Origin of the sequence: Arthrobacter sp. ERGS1:01 (assembly GCF_001281315.1) — a bacterium.
Classification (GTDB): domain Bacteria; phylum Actinomycetota; class Actinomycetes; order Actinomycetales; family Micrococcaceae; genus Specibacter.
This window is the reverse complement of the sequence record NZ_CP012479.1, coordinates 3093795-3113190: the sequence shown is the minus strand read 5'-3', so window position 1 is coordinate 3113190 and position 19396 is coordinate 3093795. Positions and strand designations below refer to the sequence as shown.

19 protein-coding genes are annotated in these 19396 nt (G+C 65.0%); 11 read left to right on the top strand and 8 right to left on the bottom strand.

The window, feature by feature from the left end:
- Positions 1 to 18: 18 nt before the first annotated feature.
- The gene (locus tag AL755_RS18080; protein WP_082369400.1) at positions 19 to 1824 is read right to left on the bottom strand and encodes a glycerophosphoryl diester phosphodiesterase membrane domain-containing protein; all 1806 of its coding nucleotides are present in this window, start codon (positions 1822 to 1824) and stop codon (positions 19 to 21) included.
- Positions 1825 to 2062: 238 nt separating this feature from the next.
- Here AL755_RS18080 and AL755_RS18075 point away from each other — a divergent pair, with 238 nt between their 5' ends.
- The 9 genes from AL755_RS18075 (at position 2063) to AL755_RS18035 (ending at position 10219) form a co-directional block, all read left to right on the top strand.
- The gene (locus AL755_RS18075) at positions 2063 to 2605 is read left to right on the top strand and encodes a PadR family transcriptional regulator (RefSeq protein ID WP_054012189.1); all 543 of its coding nucleotides are present in this window, start codon (positions 2063 to 2065) and stop codon (positions 2603 to 2605) included.
- Positions 2606 to 2610: 5 nt separating this feature from the next.
- Positions 2611 to 4323: an ABC1 kinase family protein gene (locus AL755_RS18070; RefSeq protein WP_054012188.1), complete on the top strand. Its 1713-nt coding sequence runs from the start codon at positions 2611 to 2613 to the stop codon at positions 4321 to 4323.
- Between the two features lie 132 nt (positions 4324 to 4455).
- Positions 4456 to 5400 carry an amino acid ABC transporter permease gene (locus AL755_RS18065; RefSeq protein WP_202813531.1) on the top strand — a complete coding sequence of 315 codons (945 nt, stop codon included), beginning with the start codon at positions 4456 to 4458 and terminating at the stop codon, positions 5398 to 5400.
- Positions 5400 to 6164: an amino acid ABC transporter ATP-binding protein gene (locus tag AL755_RS18060; protein WP_054012186.1), complete on the top strand. Its 765-nt coding sequence runs from the start codon at positions 5400 to 5402 to the stop codon at positions 6162 to 6164. The genes AL755_RS18065 and AL755_RS18060 overlap by 1 nt, the downstream gene beginning before the upstream one ends.
- 34 nt (positions 6165 to 6198) lie before the next feature.
- Positions 6199 to 7119, top strand: coding sequence for an ABC transporter substrate-binding protein (locus tag AL755_RS18055; protein ID WP_054012185.1), 921 nt, complete (start codon positions 6199 to 6201; stop codon positions 7117 to 7119).
- A 34-nt stretch (positions 7120 to 7153) separates the two neighbouring features.
- On the top strand, positions 7154 to 7900 hold the full coding sequence (locus AL755_RS18050) for a GntR family transcriptional regulator (protein WP_054012184.1): 747 nt from the start codon (positions 7154 to 7156) through the stop codon (positions 7898 to 7900).
- A gap of 63 nt (positions 7901 to 7963) precedes the next feature.
- Complete coding sequence (locus AL755_RS18045; RefSeq protein WP_202813530.1) at positions 7964 to 8749, top strand: BtpA/SgcQ family protein; 786 nt, start codon at positions 7964 to 7966, stop codon at positions 8747 to 8749.
- Positions 8746 to 9276 (top strand): ureidoglycolate lyase, encoded by a 531-nt coding sequence (locus tag AL755_RS18040; RefSeq protein WP_054012183.1) that lies wholly within the window; start codon positions 8746 to 8748, stop codon positions 9274 to 9276. The genes AL755_RS18045 and AL755_RS18040 overlap by 4 nt, the downstream gene beginning before the upstream one ends.
- Entirely contained in the window at positions 9269 to 10219 is a 951-nt protein-coding gene (locus tag AL755_RS18035; RefSeq protein WP_054012182.1) for a carbohydrate kinase family protein, read from the top strand. The genes AL755_RS18040 and AL755_RS18035 overlap by 8 nt, the downstream gene beginning before the upstream one ends.
- Positions 10220 to 10519: 300 nt before the next feature.
- On the opposite strand, the gene AL755_RS18030 is transcribed toward AL755_RS18035, so the two are convergent.
- The 6 genes from AL755_RS18030 to AL755_RS18005 all read right to left on the bottom strand — a co-directional run bounded on the left by AL755_RS18030 (position 10520) and on the right by AL755_RS18005 (position 16278).
- Positions 10520 to 11011: an SRPBCC family protein gene (locus AL755_RS18030; protein ID WP_054012181.1), complete on the bottom strand. Its 492-nt coding sequence runs from the start codon at positions 11009 to 11011 to the stop codon at positions 10520 to 10522.
- Between the two features lie 95 nt (positions 11012 to 11106).
- Positions 11107 to 12294 (bottom strand): ADP-dependent glucokinase/phosphofructokinase, encoded by a 1188-nt coding sequence (locus AL755_RS18025; RefSeq protein WP_054012180.1) that lies wholly within the window; start codon positions 12292 to 12294, stop codon positions 11107 to 11109.
- 19 nt (positions 12295 to 12313) lie between these two features.
- Positions 12314 to 13177 (bottom strand): ketose-bisphosphate aldolase, encoded by an 864-nt coding sequence (locus tag AL755_RS18020; protein WP_054012179.1) that lies wholly within the window; start codon positions 13175 to 13177, stop codon positions 12314 to 12316.
- Positions 13178 to 13223: 46 nt separating this feature from the next.
- Positions 13224 to 14063 (bottom strand): carbohydrate ABC transporter permease, encoded by an 840-nt coding sequence (locus tag AL755_RS18015; protein ID WP_237762543.1) that lies wholly within the window; start codon positions 14061 to 14063, stop codon positions 13224 to 13226.
- A 7-nt stretch (positions 14064 to 14070) separates the two neighbouring features.
- Positions 14071 to 15030, bottom strand: coding sequence for a carbohydrate ABC transporter permease (locus AL755_RS18010; RefSeq protein WP_082369398.1), 960 nt, complete (start codon positions 15028 to 15030; stop codon positions 14071 to 14073).
- A gap of 12 nt (positions 15031 to 15042) precedes the next feature.
- Complete coding sequence (locus AL755_RS18005; RefSeq protein ID WP_237762542.1) at positions 15043 to 16278, bottom strand: ABC transporter substrate-binding protein; 1236 nt, start codon at positions 16276 to 16278, stop codon at positions 15043 to 15045.
- 178 nt (positions 16279 to 16456) lie between these two features.
- On the opposite strand from AL755_RS18005, the gene AL755_RS18000 reads away from it, so the two are divergent.
- Complete coding sequence (locus AL755_RS18000; RefSeq protein ID WP_054012177.1) at positions 16457 to 17299, top strand: DeoR/GlpR family DNA-binding transcription regulator; 843 nt, start codon at positions 16457 to 16459, stop codon at positions 17297 to 17299.
- Between the two features lie 76 nt (positions 17300 to 17375).
- A complete protein-coding gene (locus AL755_RS17995) occupies positions 17376 to 18392 on the top strand; it encodes a class I mannose-6-phosphate isomerase (protein WP_054012176.1) in 1017 nt (338 codons plus the stop codon).
- 83 nt (positions 18393 to 18475) lie between these two features.
- Here AL755_RS17995 and AL755_RS17990 read toward each other — a convergent pair whose 3' ends face one another.
- The gene (locus AL755_RS17990; protein ID WP_054012175.1) at positions 18476 to 19375 is read right to left on the bottom strand and encodes a tagatose-bisphosphate aldolase; all 900 of its coding nucleotides are present in this window, start codon (positions 19373 to 19375) and stop codon (positions 18476 to 18478) included.
- Positions 19376 to 19396: the final 21 nt, after the last annotated feature.

Here is a 19396-nt window from a genome sequence, read left to right as displayed (position 1 = left end):
GCACAAAAGCGGTAAACGTTACTGCGGTTTGATCTGCCTGATGGCACTGTCGAGGTACCGGGATACAGAGTTCTTGATGGTCTCATTGAGATGGCGGGTCGTGATGGCCTCGGCGACGCTGTCCGTGATGATCCCATCCACGCCCCGGCCCAGGTAATCGCTGATGAGGGTGGGGTCGTTGATGGTCCAGACGAACAGCTTCTTTCCCTGGTTGTGGAGGCTGACCAGCATCTCGTCGGAGTAGGACCAGTCCTCGATGGCGACGCCGCCCGTCGTGGTCCGCGGCGCATTGCCGATCTGGAAACCGGTCACGAGGACGACGGCGCGGGTGGGGTCGGCCCTGACGATCGCATCCACGACGCCCGTGTTCAGCGATTGGATCATGTGCCGGTGCTGGGGATCCAGGCGGTCCATCACGTCAACAACACGCTGCGCGAAGCCCGGAGCCTCGTGGCCGTGCGGCTTCACCTCGACCAATACGCGGATCCCGAGCTCGTCGGCCGTCTTCAGATATTCCTCAAGGGTGGGGATATGACCGCTGAACCCGCCCTGCCTGACCACGATGCCCGCCGCCTCGGCCTGGGTGAGTTGGTACACGCTGCGCGGATCCCCGGCCAGGCGCTGCAGGCCGACGTCGTGGATCACCACAAACTTTTGGTCCGCCGTCTCCTGGATGTCCATCTCGACGACGTCGGCCCCCGCGGCCGCCGCCGCACGGAGCGACTGGATGGTGTTCTCGACGCCGCCGGCGGTGTAGCCGCGGTGCGCGATGACGAGCGGGGCCGCAGACGGTTGCGCGGCCATGGTCGCGTAGACGGTCGGCGGGGCGGCAAGGAGCACGAAGAGCGTGAGGACCACTCCCGCCGCCACCCGTGAAGCCCTGTCGCGCACGGGCACCCTGTACGACGGCGACACCCGGCCACCGTGCAGCAGGGCCACAAAGAAGAATGCGAGGAACGCAGCCGCAATCCCAGTGCCGATGAACTGCACGAGGGTGAGGACCGCCAGCATGCTCCCCGCGACGTGGCTGCCTGTGGTGGCGTTCGGCGCAAGGGCCACCGGCACCGTGCCAAGCAGTGCGGCAACAAAGAACACCACGACGGCGGCCGCGCCCACCGCGAGGACCACCAAGGCAATGTAGATCTGCGTGCGCTTCGTCAACGCCATGCTCCGCCGCATGGCCCGCAGGACGGTGCCCTGCCCGCCGCTGAGCGCCGCCGGCGTCCCTGCCAGCCGCAGGCCCAGATAGACAAGGACAACGACGATTGCGGCGTAGCCGATGGAGCCCGGAACGGTCTTGGTGATCTCGCCGCTGACGAACTTTGGAATGGCGATATGGGACGTCAGCGCCGATCCGACGCCCACGTGGGACAGCGGAATGACCAGGAGTGCATAGCCGGCGAACAGGACGATCTGCCAGCTCATGGCGCGTCGCCCGATCCCGGCCAAGCCGCGGAGGATGGCCGGCATCGAGGGTGCTTCTCCACGGAAGCAGAGTTGGGCAATGACCGTGAAGACGCAAATTTCCAGCAACGCGAAAAACGTGGCCAGCAGAACGGCCAGGATCAGCGTCAGCAGTGCGAGCGGATTGCCGAGCAGGCCGGGCAGGCTCGCCTGGCTCAGCCCGTCGACGCCGGCCACCCCGAGCGCGGCCTGGAAAAGCAGCAGGACCAGCGGCAGCACCGCCCAGGCATAGACGCCCTGCGTTGCCACGGTGGCCACGATGACCAGGAGCAGCCGGCGCCGTAGCAGGCTCCACGCTGCCGCGAAGGACCGCATCACCTGGGTTCGCGCTGGAGCGGTGGGCGCAACATCAAAAGACATGAAACGAGCATAATGCGGGGAGGTGCGCAGCCTTCCCAAGGCCGGCGTCCGGGTCCCCGCGAAGCAGCAAACTGGACGGATTCACCGTTTTCACGGTTGCGGCACCGGTCGCGCCTGGTCAGCCGGTGTCTGGAATGGCACCCGGACGCTGCCTCCGAAACCATTGTTTTTGCTGCCGTACGGGCGTATATCTTTAACTATCGTTTAGTATCGTTCGCGATCAACCGAGGTGAGCAAAATGCATGATTCATTCCCCGCAGGCGGATTCATGGGCAACAACCTGGACGGCGTTTGGCAGGCCGTTGAGGAGTTCCGGACCCGGTTCGACAAGCGCTCCGGCACCCGGGCGGGCCGGGGCGAGCTGCGGACGGCGGTGCTGGCCCTGCTCGCGGAGCAGCCCATGCACGGCTACCAGATCATCCGGGAGATCGAGGAGCGCAGCGGCGGCAACTGGAAACCCAGCGCCGGCTCCGTCTACCCAACCCTGCAGTTGCTGGCCGACGAGGGACTCATCCTGGCCGAGGAATCCAACGGCCGCAAGATCTACTCGCTGACCGACGCCGGCCGCGAGGAAGCCGCGACAGCCGAGGCGTCCGCGCCCTGGGACCCGGCCGGTCCGACGTCGGGCAAGGGGTTCGCCGCCCTGCCCAAGGCCGGGATGGAGCTGGCCCAGGCGGCGGCGCAGGTGGGCCGCACAGGAACGTCGAAGCAGGTGGAGGAGGCAGTGGCGGTGCTCGATGAGGCACGGCGCCGGCTGTACGCGATCCTCGCCCAGGACTGAGCTAGGTGGCATCGGTTCAAGGCGCCCGGGCGGATCCGGTGCCCGGGGCGCGGGACACCCGTGCCCGGTACCGCCGGATCCTGCGCTTTGCCGCGTGGCATCTGGCGGTGACCTGGTGGTTTGAGCTGGCCCTGCCACGCTTCGGGCTGCGCAGGATTGCCGATCGCAACCGGTCCAAGCGGATGCGCCGCTTCGCGCAGCGCTTCCATGTGCTGGCGGTGGAACTGGGTGGGCTGATGATCAAGGTGGGCCAGTTCATGTCGTCCCGGCTCGACGTGCTCCCGCCGGAAATCACCGCCGAACTCGAAGGGCTGCAGGACGAGGTGCCGCCCGTGCCGTTCCCCGCGATCCGGGCCCTGGCCGAATCGGAGTTCGGTGCTCCGCTGGAGGCGGTGTTCGCCTCGGTCGAGGAGATCCCGATCGCCGCCGCGTCCCTGGGGCAGGCGCACCGGGCCCAGCTCCTTCCCGGCAATGCCGCCGACGTCGGCCTCAGCAACGTGGTGGTGAAGGTGCAGCGGCCGGGCATCAACGCAATTGTCGACGTCGACCTGGCCGCGCTGCGCAAGGTGGGCGGCTGGCTCAGCCGCATCCGCATTGTGTCCTCGCGCGCCGACGTGCCCGCCCTGGTCAAGGAGTTTGCGGCGACGAGCCTCGAGGAGATCGACTACCTGCATGAGGCGGCGAGTGCGGAGCGCTTTGCCGCCGACTTCGACGACGACGGCCGGGTGGCCGTGCCCGTCGTCGTCTGGGAGCGAACCACCCGCCGCGTGCTGACCCTGGAAGATGTCACGGCCATCAAGATCACGGATGCGCAGGCGCTGCGGGCCGCGGGGATCGACCCGGCGGAAGTGGCTCCGGTGTTCGCGTCGGTCATGTTCGACCAGTTGTTCACGAACGGTTTTTTTCATGCCGATCCGCATCCGGGCAATATCTTCATCACCCCTGTTTCCGATGCATCGGCGGAGCATCCGTGGAAGCTGACGTTCATCGACTTTGGCATGATGGGCGAGGTGCCGCCCAAGACCCGCAGCGGGCTGCGAAAGCTGCTGATCGCCGCCGCAGCGCGTGACGGCAAGGGCCTGGTGGCCGCCATCAGCGACATTGGCGTGCTGGTGCCGACGGCGGACACCGCCGCGTTGGAGCGGGCCATGACGCACCTCTTTGGCCGATTTGGCGGGATGGGTTTCGCCGAACTGCGCGACGTGGACCCGCGGGAGTTCCGCGATTTTGGGTTGGAGTTCGGCGATGTGGTCCGCTCGCTGCCGTTCCAGCTGCCGGAGAACTTCCTGCTCATCATCCGCGCCATGTCCCTGACCTCGGGCGTGTGCAGTTCACTGGACCCCAAATTTAACCTGTGGGACTCGGTGGAGCCATACGCGGCGCAGCTGCTGCGCGATGAGCGCGGCAACCTTGTGAAGGATCTGGGCTCTCAAGTGCTTGACGTCGCTTCGGTTGCCTTGCGTCTGCCGAAACGCCTGGACGGACTGCTTACCCGGATCGATGAGGGTTCGCTGCAGGTGGCCAACCCACGCCTGGAGCGGCAGCTGGCCCGGTTGAACCGCACGGCCCGGCGAGCGGTCGCCGCGCTGATCTTCGGCGCCGTGCTCATCGCGGGCGCCGTGGTCCGGGGGAGTGACCTGGTGCTCGGCAACGTGCTGATGATCGGCTCGGTGCTTCCGCTGCTCTACGGGCTGTGGGCGGGGCGCCGGCGGCGCTAAGACGCCCCAGTGCCGGGGCCGTGCCCTCGAGAAGAAGCTCAAGAAACAATCGTGGACCCGTCTTGACATGTGCCCCGCATCACTCTAATTTGAAGTTGTACACCTGACCATACAACTTTCAAGATGAGGGCCATGCCAATGCTTTCTCAAGCAGCCCCCGACGTCTCGCGCGTCGCAGCGGAGGCTTTGCAGCAGCGAAGCTACAAGATTGTTCGGCTGAAACACCCGGGACAGTGGCTGGCCGGAGTGGTCGTCGTCGTTCTCCTGGCACTTTTGGTCAAGGCCTTTGCCGACGGCCAGATCCGCTGGGACGTGGTGGGCAAGTTCCTCACGGCCGAGGTGATCCTGCGCGGCTTTGCCAACACCCTGCTCATCTCGTTCCTGGCCATGATCCTGGCCGTGGGGCTCGGCACCATGTTCGCCGTGATGCGCCTGTCCACCAACCCGGTGACCCGGTTCGTGGCGTGGCTGTACGTGTGGATCTTCCGTGGAACGCCGGTGCTGCTGCAGCTGCTGATCTGGTTCAACATCGCCCTGGTCTTCCCCACGCTTTCCATCCCGGGGCTGTGGGAGGCCCGCACGGTGGACGTGGTCACCCCGTTCGTGGCCGCCCTGCTGGGCCTGGGCATCAACGAGGGCGCCTACATGACCGAGGTGGTCCGCGGCGGCATCAGCTCCGTGGACCATGGCCAAACCGAGGCCGCGCAGACCATCGGCATGTCCCGCTTCCAGACGCTGCGCCGGATCATCCTGCCGCAGACCATGCGCCTGATCATCCCGCCCATGGGCAACTCCGCCATCGGCATGCTCAAGTTCTCCTCCCTGGCCACCGCCATCTCCTACACGGAAATGCTCAACGCCGCGCAGCAGGTCTACTTCGTCAATGGCGCCGTCATTGAACTGCTGCTGGTCTGTGCCGTCTGGTACCTGCTGGGCACCACGGTGCTGAACATCTTCCAGTTCTACATCGAACGGCACTACGGCCGGGGCGTGGCCCACGGCGGCGGCCGGGCAAAATTCAAGTTCAACTTTGGTTTCTCACGTACGGCACGCGCCGCGGCAGTGGAGGAGAAGTGATGACAACGGTTGTCAAGGCCATCAACATCCACAAGACGTTCAACGGCAACCAGGTCCTCAAGGGCGTGGACCTGGACGTCAACGACGGCGAAGTGCTGTGCATCCTGGGCCCCTCCGGCGGCGGCAAGAGCACCCTGCTGCGTTGCCTGAACCACCTGGAAACCCTCGACGACGGCGTGGTCTGGATCGATGGTTCCGTGATCGGCTACGAGCTCCGCGGCGACACCCTGCGCGAACTTCACCCGCGCAAGGTCCGCAGGCAGCAGCGCGAGATCGGCATGGTGTTCCAGCACTTCAACCTGTTCCCGCACATGACCGCGTTGCAAAACGTGATCGAGGGGCCGGTGACGGTCCGCAAGGAGTCGCGCGCCTCGGCGTCGGCCCGGGCCGTGAAGATCCTGGCCTCCGTTGGCCTGGGCGACCGCGGCGGCGCCTACCCGGCCGAGCTCTCCGGCGGCCAGAAGCAGCGCGTGGCCATTGCCCGGGCGCTCGCCATGAACCCGAAGGTCATGCTCTTCGATGAACCCACCTCTGCCTTGGACCCCGAGCTTGTAGGTGAGGTCCTGGACGTCATGCGCGGCCTGGCCGCCGCCGGCACCACCATGGTGATCGTGACGCACGAGATCGCGTTCGCCCGGGAGGTCGCGGACCGCGTGGCCATCATGGTGGACGGCACCATCCGCGAGATGGGCCCGCCGGATGAGGTCCTCAGCAACCCCCAAGACCCGCGGGTACGCAGCTTCCTGACCCGCGTCCTCAACTAATCCCCGTTCCCCACCAACCACAAAGGACTCAACAATGACGATGTTTTCTGCCAAGACCAAGCGCTCCCTGCGCACCACCGCACCCCTCGCACTGGCCCTGGCCGCAACCCTGGCGCTGAGCGCCTGCGGCGGCGCTGGCGGCTCCAGCGATGCCGCCCAGTTGGCCCCGACGACGGCGGCCAACCAGACTCTGCGGGCCATGCTGCCGGCGAAGGTCAAGGATTCCGGCACGCTCAACGTGGCCATCAGCCTGGCCTACCCGCCCATGGAATACTCCGAGGCCGGCTCCACCGACCTCAAGGGCGCCGACATCGGCCTGGCCAAGGAAGTGGCCGCACGCCTGGGCCTGAAGCCGAACTTCCAGAACGTCGACTTCTCCCAGCTCATCGTCTCCGTGACCACGGGACGGGCCGACATCATCTGGACGGCGTTCTCCGACCTGAAGAGCCGCCAGCCGCAGCTGGACTTCGTGGACTACTTCCGCACCGGCAACCAGTTCTTCGCGCCGGTGTCGAACCAGAAGGACATCAAGACCTTCGCGGACTTGTGCGGCAAGACCGTCACGGTCTCCACCGGCACCAGCTGGGTGGGCTCGGTGGAGGATTTGAGCACCAAGACGTGCCCGGCGTCGAACCCCATCAAGATCCTGCAGATCCCCACCCAGGCCGAGGAAATCCTGCAGATGCAGCAGGACCGCGCCCAGGCATCGCTGATCGGGCTCGAAGGAATCCTGGACCTGCAGAAGCAGCAGCCGGGCAAGTTCTACTCCCTCGGTGACCTGTTGGAGCCGGGCAACTACGGCATTGCCGTGGCCAAGGACAACACCAAACTGCGGGACGCCATTAAGGCCACCATGGAATCCATGGTCACAGACGGCACCTACACGAAGATTTTGGACCAGTATGGTCTCAAGGAAGCTGCCCTGAAGACCATCACGGTCAACCAGGGCAAATAAAACCTCACGAGAATGAGGGGGACAGGCTCACACCATGACTGAATTTGCACTCGATCCGCAGGATTCGACGCCGCTGTACACCCAGCTGTACCGAGACCTGCGCCAGCGAATCCTGGACGGCACCTACCCGGAAGGGGACGCGATCCCCTCGGAGACCGCCATGCGCGATTTGCATGGCATCACCCGCAGCACCGTGCGCCATGCGGTGTCGCTGCTGGTCTCCGAGGGGCTGGTGCGCCAGATCCGTGGCAAGGGCACCCTTGTCACCTACACGCCCATCAACCACAGCGTGTGGAACTTTGGCGGCTTCACGGATTTCTCCAAGGCGCAGCACCAGCGGCCCGTCACCAAGGTCCTTACGCAAAGCGTGGAGGAGGGTCCGCGCGGCCCGCAGCTGCTGCTGGTCCGGGCCCGCGGCTTCGCCAACGACGACGCCCCCACCTACCTGAACCTGGACACCTCCGTGCTGGAGCTGAGCCGGTTCCCCGGGCTGGAGCGCTTCGACTTTGAGCGGCACTCGCTGTATCAGGTGCTGCGCGAGCACTATGAGGTGGCGCCGGTGCGCAACGAGCTCAAGCTCTCCGTGGCGCTCTCTTCGGAGTTGACCCGGCAGGTGTTCGGCGAACAGCCCGGCGTGCCCGGATTCATCTGCGCCAGCGGCGAGGTCTACGACAGCAGCGATCAGCTCGTTGAGCACACCTCGGTGATCTATTCGCCGTCCCTGGAGATGCATGTTGGCACGTCGTGGAACGGCGCCGTCAACGAGTCCGTCCCCGCCTAAAACTCTCAACACCCTCGTAGCCGGCACATTCCCGGCTACCCCCTTCCCAAGATTGGAAATCCCTTGACGCTCGGTGACAGCCGGTTCAGCCGCACCTTCAACAACCCCAAACCCATTTTGGGCATGCTCCACCTCTCCGGTGACACCCCTGCCGAACGGCTCGAGATCGCCAGGCGCGAACTGGACATCCTGCGCAACGGCGGCGTGGACGCCGTGGTGGTGGAGAACTACTTTGGCGACAAGACCGATGTCCGCAACGTGCTCGAATGGCTCGAGGGCAAGCACGCCGATCTGGTGGTGGGCGTCAACGTGCTCCACGACCACCACCTGGCGTTTGAGCTCGCCCGCCAGTTCCGCGTGGACTTCATCCAGATGGATTCCGTGGCCGGGCACCTGGCCCCGGAGGCCGACGCCGAATTTGCCGCCGAGCTTGCAGGGCTGCGGGCCGGCGTGGATTCGGTGCTGCTGGGCGGGGTCCGCTTCAAGTACCAGCCCGTGAACTCGGGCCGTTCCGAGCGCGAGGACCTGCTCCTGGGCATGGAGCGCTGCGACGCGTTCGTCATCACGGGCGAGGCCACGGGCCAGGAAACCGACGTGGAGAAGGTCAAGCGGTTCCGCAGCGTGGTGGGCGGCGACTTCCCGCTGGTGATCGGCGCGGGCCTGACGGCCTCCAACGTGGACGATCAACTGCGCGACGCCGACGGCGCCATCGTGGGCAGCTACCTCAAGGACACCCACGTGGACACCGGCCTCATTGTGGCCGAGCACGTGGAAAAGCTCATGCGTGAAGTGCGCCGGGTGCGCGACGGCGTGTTGGCGCCGGTGCTGAGCCCGGCCCTGGGGGAGTGAACCCGGTGAAGGTCCTGGCCCGTGAGGTGACCGCGGAGAGCTTTGCCCCGTTCGGGAAGGTCCACGCCTTTGGGCTGGGAAAGCCTGCCGACGACGACGGCAGCCTGGTGGTGACCGCGGGCGACGGTTGGAACGACGCCTTCACGGCCAATCCGCTCATCAGCACCAACGGCAGCCTGGGGATCACCCAGGGCCCGGCCGCCCCGTTCAGCACGCGGCAGATGGAACGCCACCTGCTGACGGAGGAGGCGTTGTTCCCCGCGGATGTGCCGCTGGTGCTGGCCGTGGCCGCCCCTACCGACGCCGGCGCACCCAGCGCCGCGGACATCCGGGCGTTCGTGATCAACCCGGGCACCGCCGTCGTCCTGCACGAGGGCACCTGGCACGATGCCTGCCGCGGGGCGGACCGCGAAACCCATTACTACTGGATGGCCACGTGCGGCCTCGAGGGCTCCACCTGGACGGACGTGAACGGCGGCCCAGTCCGGGTTGAGCTGGCACCGGAAGAAGAGACTGAAAATGACTGAGAACCAGGCGCCGGAGACGGCGTTCTTCATCGGCGATGTGGCCGTGGACGACTACTTCACGGCGGACCGCTGGCCGGGGCTGGCGGACAAGGCCGCGTTCAGCGAGAGCACCAGCTATGTGGGCGGCATGATCGCCAACGCCGCCTCCGTGCACGCGGGTCTGGGCGGCGCCACGGAATTCATCTCCCTGCTCAACCACGGGGCGCTGTCGCAACGGCTGTGCGAGGACCTGGGCGAGCATGGCGTTGGTACCGCGCACATGCTCTACGACCCCAATGTGCCCGATTCGCGGAACATGATCTTCCTAGTGGGCGGCGAGCACGTGGTGCTGTACGTCGAGACGGGGGACATGCCGATGGTGCTGGCAGAGCCGGCGCTCGCCGCGCTGCAGAGCCCGGGCTTCCTGTACACCACGTTGTCGCGGGCCAAGCGGCTGCGGGCGGGGGAGCTGGCCGGGGCCGAGGTTTTGGCGCAGCTGCGCGGTTATGGCCGTCGGACGGTTTTCGACCTGGACGTGGAGGGCTTTGAGCCAGGGGACGAGGCATACCTGGAGGGCGCCGAGGTGGTGGTCATGAACGAAATCGGCTTCGGGCTGTCCTTCGGCTCCCCGAACGTTTCCGCTGTGAATACCTGGATGGCTGAATATGGCGTGAAGGCGGTGATCCGCACGCTCGCGGCTGCCGGCGCCGAGCTGTACGACGGCGAGGGGGTCACCTTGGTGCCGGGGCACCGCGTGGACGTGATGGACGTGACGGGCGCCGGCGACACCTTCGGCGGTGCGTTGGTGTTCGCGTTGTCGTCTATGGCCAGCATGGCGGACGCATTATCGTTTGCTGTGGCTGCCGCTTCCAGGGCGGTGACGATTGAGGGCCCGCGCGGGGGAGTAGCGACGCGGGAAGAAGTTGAACGGTTTCGCGAAGCCTCGGCGGTAGCCGCAGGCTGACCTGGCAGCGCGATCGTGCTTGCCGAATGCGCAACCCGACACCGGTTAGTGGTGGCGTCAGTTTCGAACTCAAAACGGCTAATAAAGTTGTGACTGGGCATGTCAGTTCTGATGTTTCGAAGTTCAGCTACTTGTTCTAAATCATGTCAAGAGGTTTTGATATTCGCACCATGCGCTCGGCTTGTTGGTCGTTACCAAACAATAGAACAATCGGGCCAATACCCCGAGTCAACAAAAGCCGGGGCAGACCCCATGGGAAACTCTGGGTCAGATTGCGAGGAACTACATCAGGTGCAGGGGCTACTGCCCACGCAGCGTCCGACTCAGCCCTTCCTCACCTCTTCGCATCATGTGGGCGTGTGCGGCCTTGAAAATCGGCGAAGCCACCGTGCCGAGGAGATTCATCCAGCCCTGCGTGGGCCGCACCCGCCATTCGATATCCATCCGAGTCTGGCCGGACCCAACCTCTGAAAGTGTCACCCGGCCGGTACCAACAAGGTGGCCGCCGGCGTCGAACTCGATCAGCTGGAGTGGCTCCACCTTGGTGGGGTGGACGCTGATGGTCAGGGTGTAGCCAAGCGGTGCGTGGAAATCCAGATGTGCCGTGGTCGACTTCAGCAGGTCGGCCGGGCTGACCGTAGTGGGTGCCGTGCGCTCCAGCGGTCCGGCGAAGCTACAGTGCGGCCACCAGGACGGCCAGCTCATGTCCGGGTCCGCGATCACGGCCCAAACATCCTCCCGCGGGAACGGGACCGTCCAGCTGGACTCCAAGTCATACAGGCGCGACTTCATGCTGCCAGTTTCGCACGCAGCCCCAAGGTCGCATAGACGCAATGGAAGCGGGCTCCCCAACCGCCAGGTTGGGGAGCCCGCTCACAAGATGAAACTCAGCCGCGGTGCAGGGCCGCCACGAAACCGCCCACAAAGGTGTCGCCCAGGCCGATCGTCGTGGGGTGCTCCACGTCGATCGTGATGCCGGGCAGACAATGGACGGAATTGCCCAACTTGGTGTTGATCGACTCCGCAAACTCGGCCCCCAGGGTGTTGGGACTGAGCTCGGCGACCGCCGTGTAGTCGGCAGCCGTGAAGCCGTCGCCGTGGCGGTACCGGGTGCTCGCCATGGTGATCCCGCCCCGCAGGCCGGCGTCGTGCCTGGCAGCGTCTGCGCCATACGCCAGCGACCAATACTTGGTGTGCACCACCAGGGTGGATGCCGGGATAATGCCGTGCAGTTCCGCTAGGGCATCGCACATGCCGCCCACATCCAGCAGATCCAGCGGCCGGCCAACATAGGCCTGCATTTCGTCCTCGTTCATGCTGTAGATGTCCACCTCGCCCACGATCGAATCGCGGACCTGCTGGCTCATCGCCGGCACATGGAAGCCGGCATCCTCATAGAACACCACGGCCGAGGAGGGCAGCTGCTCCATGTGTTCCATGAGGCTCGCCAAGCGCTGCTCCAGCACCTCCGGTTCCTGGATGGAGTTGAAGCCGGAGACCATGAACACCGAGGCATCCGTCAAAGCCACGCCCAGCCCGTCGCTGAGCAGAAGCTCCCGATTGGGCGGGTCATTGGCGTAGATGACCCGGTTGGGATGCGGCGTCACCAGGTCGATGTCGCCGCTGTGAATCCGTTCCCCTGCGCGGTACTGCACGATCAGGTGCGGATCCGTGGTGTCCTCCGATGCACTGCAGAGGTAGTCAACCCCGGCCGGCAACAAACGCCGGACGGTGTCGTCAATGCTCACCAGGTGAACCGTGCTGTCGACGCCCAGCGCCTGCATGGCCAGCGCCGCCCGGACTGGCGTCCCGCCGAGGGTCAGGCTGCGATCAAAGCGGGCGGCGAACTGCTCCACGATCTCCGAGGAGGCAACGAACCGTTCCCCGCCCACGCCGTCGCGCAGGAATGCCAGCAGGGTCAGGAGCAGGGCCCGCTCGCTGTCGACCGGGATTGAAGAGCTGAGTTCGGCGGCGCTGACGCGGTACTCCGAAATCAGCCCTTCAATCACCAAGGCGTCCCACACGATCTCGTAGTCGACCGTACCGCCCAGCCCGAGTACGAGTTTGTTAGTCATGGTGGAACGGTTCCTTCTCTTAGTAGAGCGCAGCCTTGCCGGCGGCATTGAACAGGTCGATCTTCTGGGCGGCCGTGACCTTCATGGCGGCGATGCACGGCGGCTGGATGGTGTTCGGCTCGCGGACCCCGGCGTCGCCAGCCAGGATCTCGCGCATCTTGTCATGGTAGGCGGTCTTGATGTCGCTGGAAATGTTGATCTTGTTCACGCCCAGGGACACCGACTTGCCGATCTCCTCGTCCGGGTTGTTGGAGCCGCCGTGCAGCACCAGGGGGATGCTGACCTTGTCCTGGATCTGCTGGAGCAGGTCCAGCTTCAGCTCGGGCGTGACGCCCTGGGGGTAGAGGCCGTGGCAGGTGCCGATGGCGATGGCCAGGCTGTCCACGCCGGTTTCGGCGACGAACCGAACGGCGTCGTCGGGGTCCGTGTAGATGATGGTGTCGGTGCCGGCCTCGGCGTTGCCGTCGGTCTTGCCGATGGTGCCCAGCTCGCCCTCAACGGAGATGCCCACGGCGTGTGCGGCGTCCACCACCTTCTTGGTGATGGCCACGTTCTCGTCGAAGGGGAGCAGGGAGCCATCGATCATGACAGAGGTGAAGCCGCTCTTGATGGCCAGCAGCACTTGCTCGTAGCTGGCGCCGTGGTCCAGGTGAATGGTGACGGGGACGGTGGAGCGGTGTGCGCGGGCCACGATGGCCGGCAGCATGTCGACACCAATGTGGCTCAGTTCATCGGGGTGGATGGCGACGATGAGCGGTGAGTCCTTCTCCTCGCTGACCTCAAACAGACCGTTCATCATGGCGTAGTCGCTGACGTTGAACGCCGGGACGGCGAAGTTGTTCTTGTTTGCTACGTCGAGCAGATCGATGCCGTTCATCAACATGGTGATTCTCCTGGGATTGTTGTTTGGAAAGGGGAAAATTGGGGGATTAACTCTTGACTCCGCCGGCGGTCAGCCCGCCGATGAAGTACCGCTGGAAGAACAGGAAGAGGATAAGAACGGGGATGCAGCCAAGGATGCTCATGGCCATCATTTCGTTCCACTGGTAGGAGTGCTGGCCCATGAGCAGCTGGATGCCAACGGGCACCGTCCGCATGTCCACGGAACGGGTCAGGGTCAGCGCGAACAGGTATTCGTTCCACGCGATCATGAACGTGTAGATCCCCACCGAGACGATGCCCGGGATCGACACCGGCACCAGCACCCGCCACAGGGCCGCGAACGAGCTGGCCCCGTCCACCTTGGCGGCCTCATCGAGCTCCTTCGGGATGGTGTTGAAGTAGCCGGTCATCATGATGATCGCGTAGGGGAGCGTGAACACCATGTACGTCAGGATCAGGCCCTGGTAGGTGTTGTAGAGCCGCAGCACCACCATCAGCCCGAAGAACGGGATGAGCAGCGTGATGGGTGGCACCGCCTGGACGCTGACGATGATCATGTTCAGCGGGTGCTTGCCCCTGAACTGGTACCGGCTGAACGCGTAGGCGGCCAGGATGGCCACGATCAGCGTCAGGATGGTCACCCCGATCGACACCACGTAGCTGTTGATGAAGAACCGTACCTTGGCGGGGTCCGTCAGGATGGTGGTGTACGCGGTCAGGGAGAAGTTCTCCGTGATGATCCGCGGTGGGAACTCGAAGATTTCCGAGTTCGCCTTGAACGAGCTGACAGCCATCCAGAACACCGGGAACGCCGCGAACACGGCCCCCGCGAGCAGGGCGATGATGATGCCGGCCTTGCTCGCCAGTCGCTTCTGCGCCTTCGTCATGGACATCTCAATCCCTCGCTTTCTGGTGCCGGATGTAGAAGAAGGCCAGGATCATCGACAGCAAAAGAATGACGACGGCGGAAGCCGAGGCCAGCGAGAACTGGTACTGGCTGAAGGCCAACTTGTAGGTGTAGGTGCTGAGCATTTCGGTGACGTTGATGGGCCCGCCGCCGGTGGTCATCCAGATCAACGCGAACTGCTGCGAGGTCCAGATCAGATCGAGCATCGCCATGCTGATGATGATCGGCTTGAGCTGGGGCAGCGTGACGTGCAGGAACTTCTGGAAGCCGTTGGCGCCGTCGACCGTTGCAGCCTCGTACAGATCCTTCGGGATGCCCTGCAGGCCGGCCAGGATGCTGACCATATAGAACGGATACCCGGCCCAGATGTTGATGAACGTGACCGCGAACAGTGCCGTGCCCGGTGAGGACAGCCACTCGATCTTCGAATCGATGATCCCGGCATTCATCAGCAGGAAGTTGATGACGCCGTTCGGGTCCAGGAGCAGCCGCCACAGCACCGCGATGATCGCCACCGTGAACAGCCACGGCAGCACGTAGACCGCCCGGAACAGGGCCTTGAAGCGCGTGCCCAGCAGCGGGGAATTCAGCAACATCGCGAACAGCAGGCCCAGCACGATGTGGGCCGCCACGCTGGCGAACGTGAAGATCAACGTATTGGCCAGCGCCGTGTGGAACACGCTGTCCGTCAGGATCGTCACGTAGTTGTCCAGGCCCACGAACTTCGGGTGCTTGGTCATGATGACGTTGTTCATGAACGAGTACCCGATGACCATGACGATGGGCACCAGCATGAGCACGAACATCAGGATGACGGTGGGTGAGACGAAGCCGTACGGGGCCAGCCGGCGCTTCAGGCCGCCCCAGCCGGCCTTCCTTGGCTTGACCGGGTCAACCGGCCACTGCGTTTGGAGCAGCGGCTCGGGATCTTTGAGTGTGGATTTCATGGGGGAGGGCTCCTAGAACGATTTCATCCAGGTGGCTTGGGCGTTGGTGAGCAGTGTGTCGACGTTCTGCTGGCCGCTGAGGGTTTTCTGGAGTTCCTCGTCGAAGCTGCGCATCAGCTGTTCGGCCACGGGCAGGCCCACGAATTCGTTGGCGGGGGTGCCGCTCTTGTAGATCTCGAACGCCTTCTTGAAGAGCTCGTCGCTGTCGACGAAGTCCGGCACGGCCTTGGTGTTGCCGGGGAAGGAGTTGGAGAGCGATGACAGCTTGGCGTTGGTTTCCTCACTCATGAGGAAGTCCACGAGCTTCCAGGCCTCGGCCTTGTTGGGTGAGTTGTCCGCGATGCCGATGCCCCACGCCGCGTAGGGGATGCCGCGCTTGCCCGTGAAACCGTCGACGGCGGGAATGGCGGAGATGCTGAACTTCAGCTTCGGGTTGTTCTCCCGGATCAACTTGATGTGGGCCAGGGAGTCGATCATCATGCCCACGCGGGCGTTGGTGAACTCCTCCACCTTGTCCTGTTCCTTCATGGTCAGGGCGCCGGGGGAGACCACCTTCTTGTTCCAAAGGTCCTGGACGAAGTCGACGGCGCTGTGGACGGCGTCGTTGGTCAGATCGGGCTTGCCGTCCTTGAGCATGCTGCCGCCGGAGGCCCAGACCCAGGACATGACGTCGTTCTGGATGCCGTTGGGTGCTTCCTGGGAGAGCGGGAGGACCCAGCCCTTGACGTTGGAGTCCGCCTTGCTGATGGCCACGGCGGCCGCGGTGAATTCGGTGCGGGTTGACGGCGGCTTGGAGACGCCGGCCTTGGCGAGCAGATCGTCATTGGTGAACATGGGGTAGACGAAGTTCACGGCCGGGATCATCAGCGTGGTGCCGTCGATCTTGACCTGGCTGGCCAGCTGGCTTTCGTCGTACTTGGAGTCCTTCATCAGGGCGGAGAGATCGGCGAGCGAGCCCTGCTTGGAGAAGTCGTTGATCCAGGCACCGTCCAGGCCGACGACGTCGGACATGGTGCCGGCCGCCGCACCGGCGATGACCTGTTCCTTCGTGGAGGCGTAGGGGCCGCTGAGGAGCTTGACCTTGATGCCGGGGTTTTTCGCCTCGAAGGTGTCCATCAGGGTGCGCAGTGCGCCCTTGGGCAATTCGGGCTCCCACCATTGGGCGAATTCCAGGGTGACGGTTCCATCGGCGGACTTGCCGGCATTCGAGGTGCCACAGCTTGCCGTCATCGCGACTGCCGCCGCCATTCCAAAGTATCCAAGGACTTTACGCCTTGACAGAGCATCGTTGCTCATGTTGCTACTCCCATCTCAGACGTGCTGAAATACGCTGATTTATGCGTCTCGCTGCACGATTAATGCGACTTTATCCGCAAAAAACAGCAAGCGTCAAGCATAATTCCGCAAATAGTGCTAATAATTGCTTATGACTACTAATGCGACGTCCACAACCGACCGCGATGGATCCCCCCGCCATCTGCCCGCCGGGCGCAAGGCCGTGTTGGCGGCCTATGTGCAGGAGGCGGGCGAAGTGACGGTGGCCGAGCTCGCCGAGCGGCTCGACGTATCCACCGACACCATTCGGCGCGACCTGGACCGGCTGGACCGTGACGGCATCCTGATCCGCACGCACGGCGGCGCCGTCAGCCTGCAGTCCCTGCCGCAGGCCGATACCGGCATCGACGTGCGCCTGCGCCTGCAGGCGTCCGCCAAGGAGACCATCGGCGCGCTCGCGGCAACACTGGTCCAGGACGACTCGGTCGTCATGCTCAACGCCGGCACCACCACCCTGGCCGTGGCCCGCCACATGAGCGAGCGCCGCGGCCTCACGGTGGCCACCAACAGCCTGCGCATTCCCGCGGAACTGTCGTCGAATACGTACCGCGACCTCTATGTCTTTGGCGGGACCTACCACCAGGTGGCCCAGGCGACCATCGGACCCGTGAGTTTCCAAACCGCCGTGGGCGGCAAGAAGCTCGGCGTCCAGAGCGACCTGGCGCTGCTCGCCGTGGGCGCCGTCTCGGTGGAGGGCGGCTACTCCACGAGCAACGTGGCCGAGGCCGTCATGATGAGCGAGATGATGACCAACGCGTCCCGGGTGGCGTTCCTGGCCGATTCCTCCAAGTTTGGCCGACGCTTGTTCGCACAGGTGGCCGAGCTGGGCCGGGCGGACTACTTCGTCTCCGATGCGCCACCCCCGGCCGAGATTGCCGAAGTGCTTGCGGCCAACGGCGTCCAGGTCATGTATCCGCCGGCGTCCGCCACCTAAGCCGCTCAAGAATCACCCCACCTTCCGTTTGACCGGGCAGCTTTGCCGCGGTCCGATACCCCCTGAGAGAGCCCCAATGTCCATTGTTCGGTTGTCCAGCAACCAGCCCGCCGACCGGTTTTACCGGGGCGGGGCGAAGATCAAGAACTTTCGGGCCGGGGACGCCCAACCTGCCTCGGGAAGTCATGTGCCCGAGGACTGGGTCGGTTCGACGACGCGGATCTTCGGCGAAGCCGACGCCGGCCTGACCCGGGTTTCCGGTGGACAGAGCCTGCTCGACGCCGTCTCGGGCAACCCCGTCCATTGGCTTGGCGAGGACCACATTGCCTCCTTTGGCGTGGACACGATGGTGTTGGTCAAACTGCTCGACGCCGGCCAGCGCCTGCCCGTCCACCTCCACCCGGGACGCCATTTTGCCGGCTCCCACCTGGGCCGGCGCCACGGCAAGGCCGAAGCGTGGCTGATCCTGGAGGGCGGCACGGTCCACCTGGGATTCAACCGCGACGTCCGGGCCCACGAGCTTGCGGACTGGGTCAGGGCGCAGGACACGGAGACCATGCTGTCTGCCATGCACGCCATCGAGGTTTCCCCCGGCGACAGCGTCTTTGTCCTGCCGGGAATGCCCCACGCCATCGGCGAAGGGATCTTCCTGGTGGAGGTCCAGGAGCCGGAGGACCTGTCCATCCTGTTGGAATGGAACGGGTTCGCCATCGATGGTGCCGCGGACGGACACTTGGGGCTGGGGTTCAAGACCGCCCTCACGGCCGCCGATCACCGCGGCCGCACCGTGGAGGAGATTGGCACGCTGGTCACGAGGACGGGTGAGTGTTCCCTGCCCGTCGGCAGCGAACGCTATTTCCGGGCCGAACGGCTCGCGGTGTCGGCGAGGATCGAGCTCGACCCAGGATTCGGCGTCGTCGTTGTCACGGCAGGGGAGGGGTACCTCGAATGCAAAGCGGGCCAGCGGTTGGCCGTGGCCGCGGGTGACACGCTCCTGCTTCCCCACGGCGCCGGATGCGTGGTGGCGGATGGCTCCATGGAGATCATTTGGTGCCGGCCGCCGGCGCCAAAAGTCACGCACCCGGAGTCCTAAACAACGCATCCCTGAGTGAAGCGCCGGCAGCGTAGACGTCCTTTGACGTTCGCTGCCGGCGCTTCACTCATTCCGGAGGCGGGCTAGGAAGCGACGAGCAGGCCGTCCACCACGGCCTCGAGCTCCTGCAGGCGGGGGAGCGCCCGCGTGGTGAGCAATTGCTCGCGGACTTCCGCCGAGACGGCCAGGCTGTCCTTCCACAGTGAGCGTCCGGCCATGGCGCCACCGGCGCCGTTGGCCACGGCGATTCCCACCTGCTTGATGAACGTCTCGTGGTCAACCCCGGCGGACAGCACGGCCCACGGCACGCCGGCCGCCGCTTCCGTCACCAGCGCGCTGGCCTCGGCGGACCCCGGGTACTGCAGTTTGAGCACCTTGGAGCCGCAGTCAACCGCGAGGCGGGCGGACTCGATGACCAGGCTCGGGAATGCCGCCGCGTACTCGGCCTCGGTCTCGCCGTCCAGGCGGTACACCAGGATTTCAACGATGAGCAGCAGCCCCTCCGCGGTGCAGGCCGTGACCAGTTCGCGGATCTCGTCGGCCACCCGCGACTGTGCATCCTGGCGGTCGGGGCGGACGTACCAGAGCATCTTCGCCACGTCGCCGCCCAGCTCGCGGACCTTCCGCGGCGTCATGCCGGCCACGAAGTTGGTGTACTGCAGGCCGTCCACGGTGTCGAAACCCGAGGCATCGAGGCCCACCACGAGCGCCGTGTCGCGGGCCAGGACACCCTCATCCGCCACCCGCGGCAGGGCCACCTCGGGGTCGAGCAGGATGGCCGGTGCCGCATTGCCGAGGAACCGGACCAGGTCCGCCTTGGCATCCGAGAGCTGTTCCGTGGTGATCGAGGACGGTCCGTTCGGGGCGTCGTGCATGACGGCCTTCATGCCGTTGCGCTGGTCAGCGGCGACGATGAGCATCTTGCCGCCGGGCGTTGAGATTGCGGCCATGCCGCGTCGTTCAAGGGTGGTCAGTTCATTCATGGTGTGCTCCTAATGGGGATG

Coding starts and splice junctions, on each gene's coding strand:
- AL755_RS18075 (WP_054012189.1), top strand. CDS start 2,063: ATGCATGATTCATTCCCCGCAGGCGGATTCATGGGCAACAACCTGGAC.
- AL755_RS18065 (WP_202813531.1), top strand. CDS start 4,456: ATGCCAATGCTTTCTCAAGCAGCCCCCGACGTCTCGCGCGTCGCAGCG.
- AL755_RS18005 (WP_237762542.1), bottom strand. CDS start 16,278: ATGGCGGCGGCAGTCGCGATGACGGCAAGCTGTGGCACCTCGAATGCC.
- AL755_RS18055 (WP_054012185.1), top strand. CDS start 6,199: ATGACGATGTTTTCTGCCAAGACCAAGCGCTCCCTGCGCACCACCGCA.
- AL755_RS18025 (WP_054012180.1), bottom strand. CDS start 12,294: ATGACTAACAAACTCGTACTCGGGCTGGGCGGTACGGTCGACTACGAG.
- AL755_RS18080 (WP_082369400.1), bottom strand. CDS start 1,824: ATGTCTTTTGATGTTGCGCCCACCGCTCCAGCGCGAACCCAGGTGATG.
- AL755_RS18000 (WP_054012177.1), top strand. CDS start 16,457: ATGACTACTAATGCGACGTCCACAACCGACCGCGATGGATCCCCCCGC.
- AL755_RS18010 (WP_082369398.1), bottom strand. CDS start 15,030: ATGAAATCCACACTCAAAGATCCCGAGCCGCTGCTCCAAACGCAGTGG.
- AL755_RS18020 (WP_054012179.1), bottom strand. CDS start 13,177: ATGTTGATGAACGGCATCGATCTGCTCGACGTAGCAAACAAGAACAAC.
- AL755_RS17990 (WP_054012175.1), bottom strand. CDS start 19,375: ATGAATGAACTGACCACCCTTGAACGACGCGGCATGGCCGCAATCTCA.
- AL755_RS17995 (WP_054012176.1), top strand. CDS start 17,376: ATGTCCATTGTTCGGTTGTCCAGCAACCAGCCCGCCGACCGGTTTTAC.
- AL755_RS18015 (WP_237762543.1), bottom strand. CDS start 14,063: ATGACGAAGGCGCAGAAGCGACTGGCGAGCAAGGCCGGCATCATCATC.
- AL755_RS18060 (WP_054012186.1), top strand. CDS start 5,400: ATGACAACGGTTGTCAAGGCCATCAACATCCACAAGACGTTCAACGGC.
- AL755_RS18050 (WP_054012184.1), top strand. CDS start 7,154: ATGACTGAATTTGCACTCGATCCGCAGGATTCGACGCCGCTGTACACC.
- AL755_RS18030 (WP_054012181.1), bottom strand. CDS start 11,011: ATGAAGTCGCGCCTGTATGACTTGGAGTCCAGCTGGACGGTCCCGTTC.
- AL755_RS18035 (WP_054012182.1), top strand. CDS start 9,269: ATGACTGAGAACCAGGCGCCGGAGACGGCGTTCTTCATCGGCGATGTG.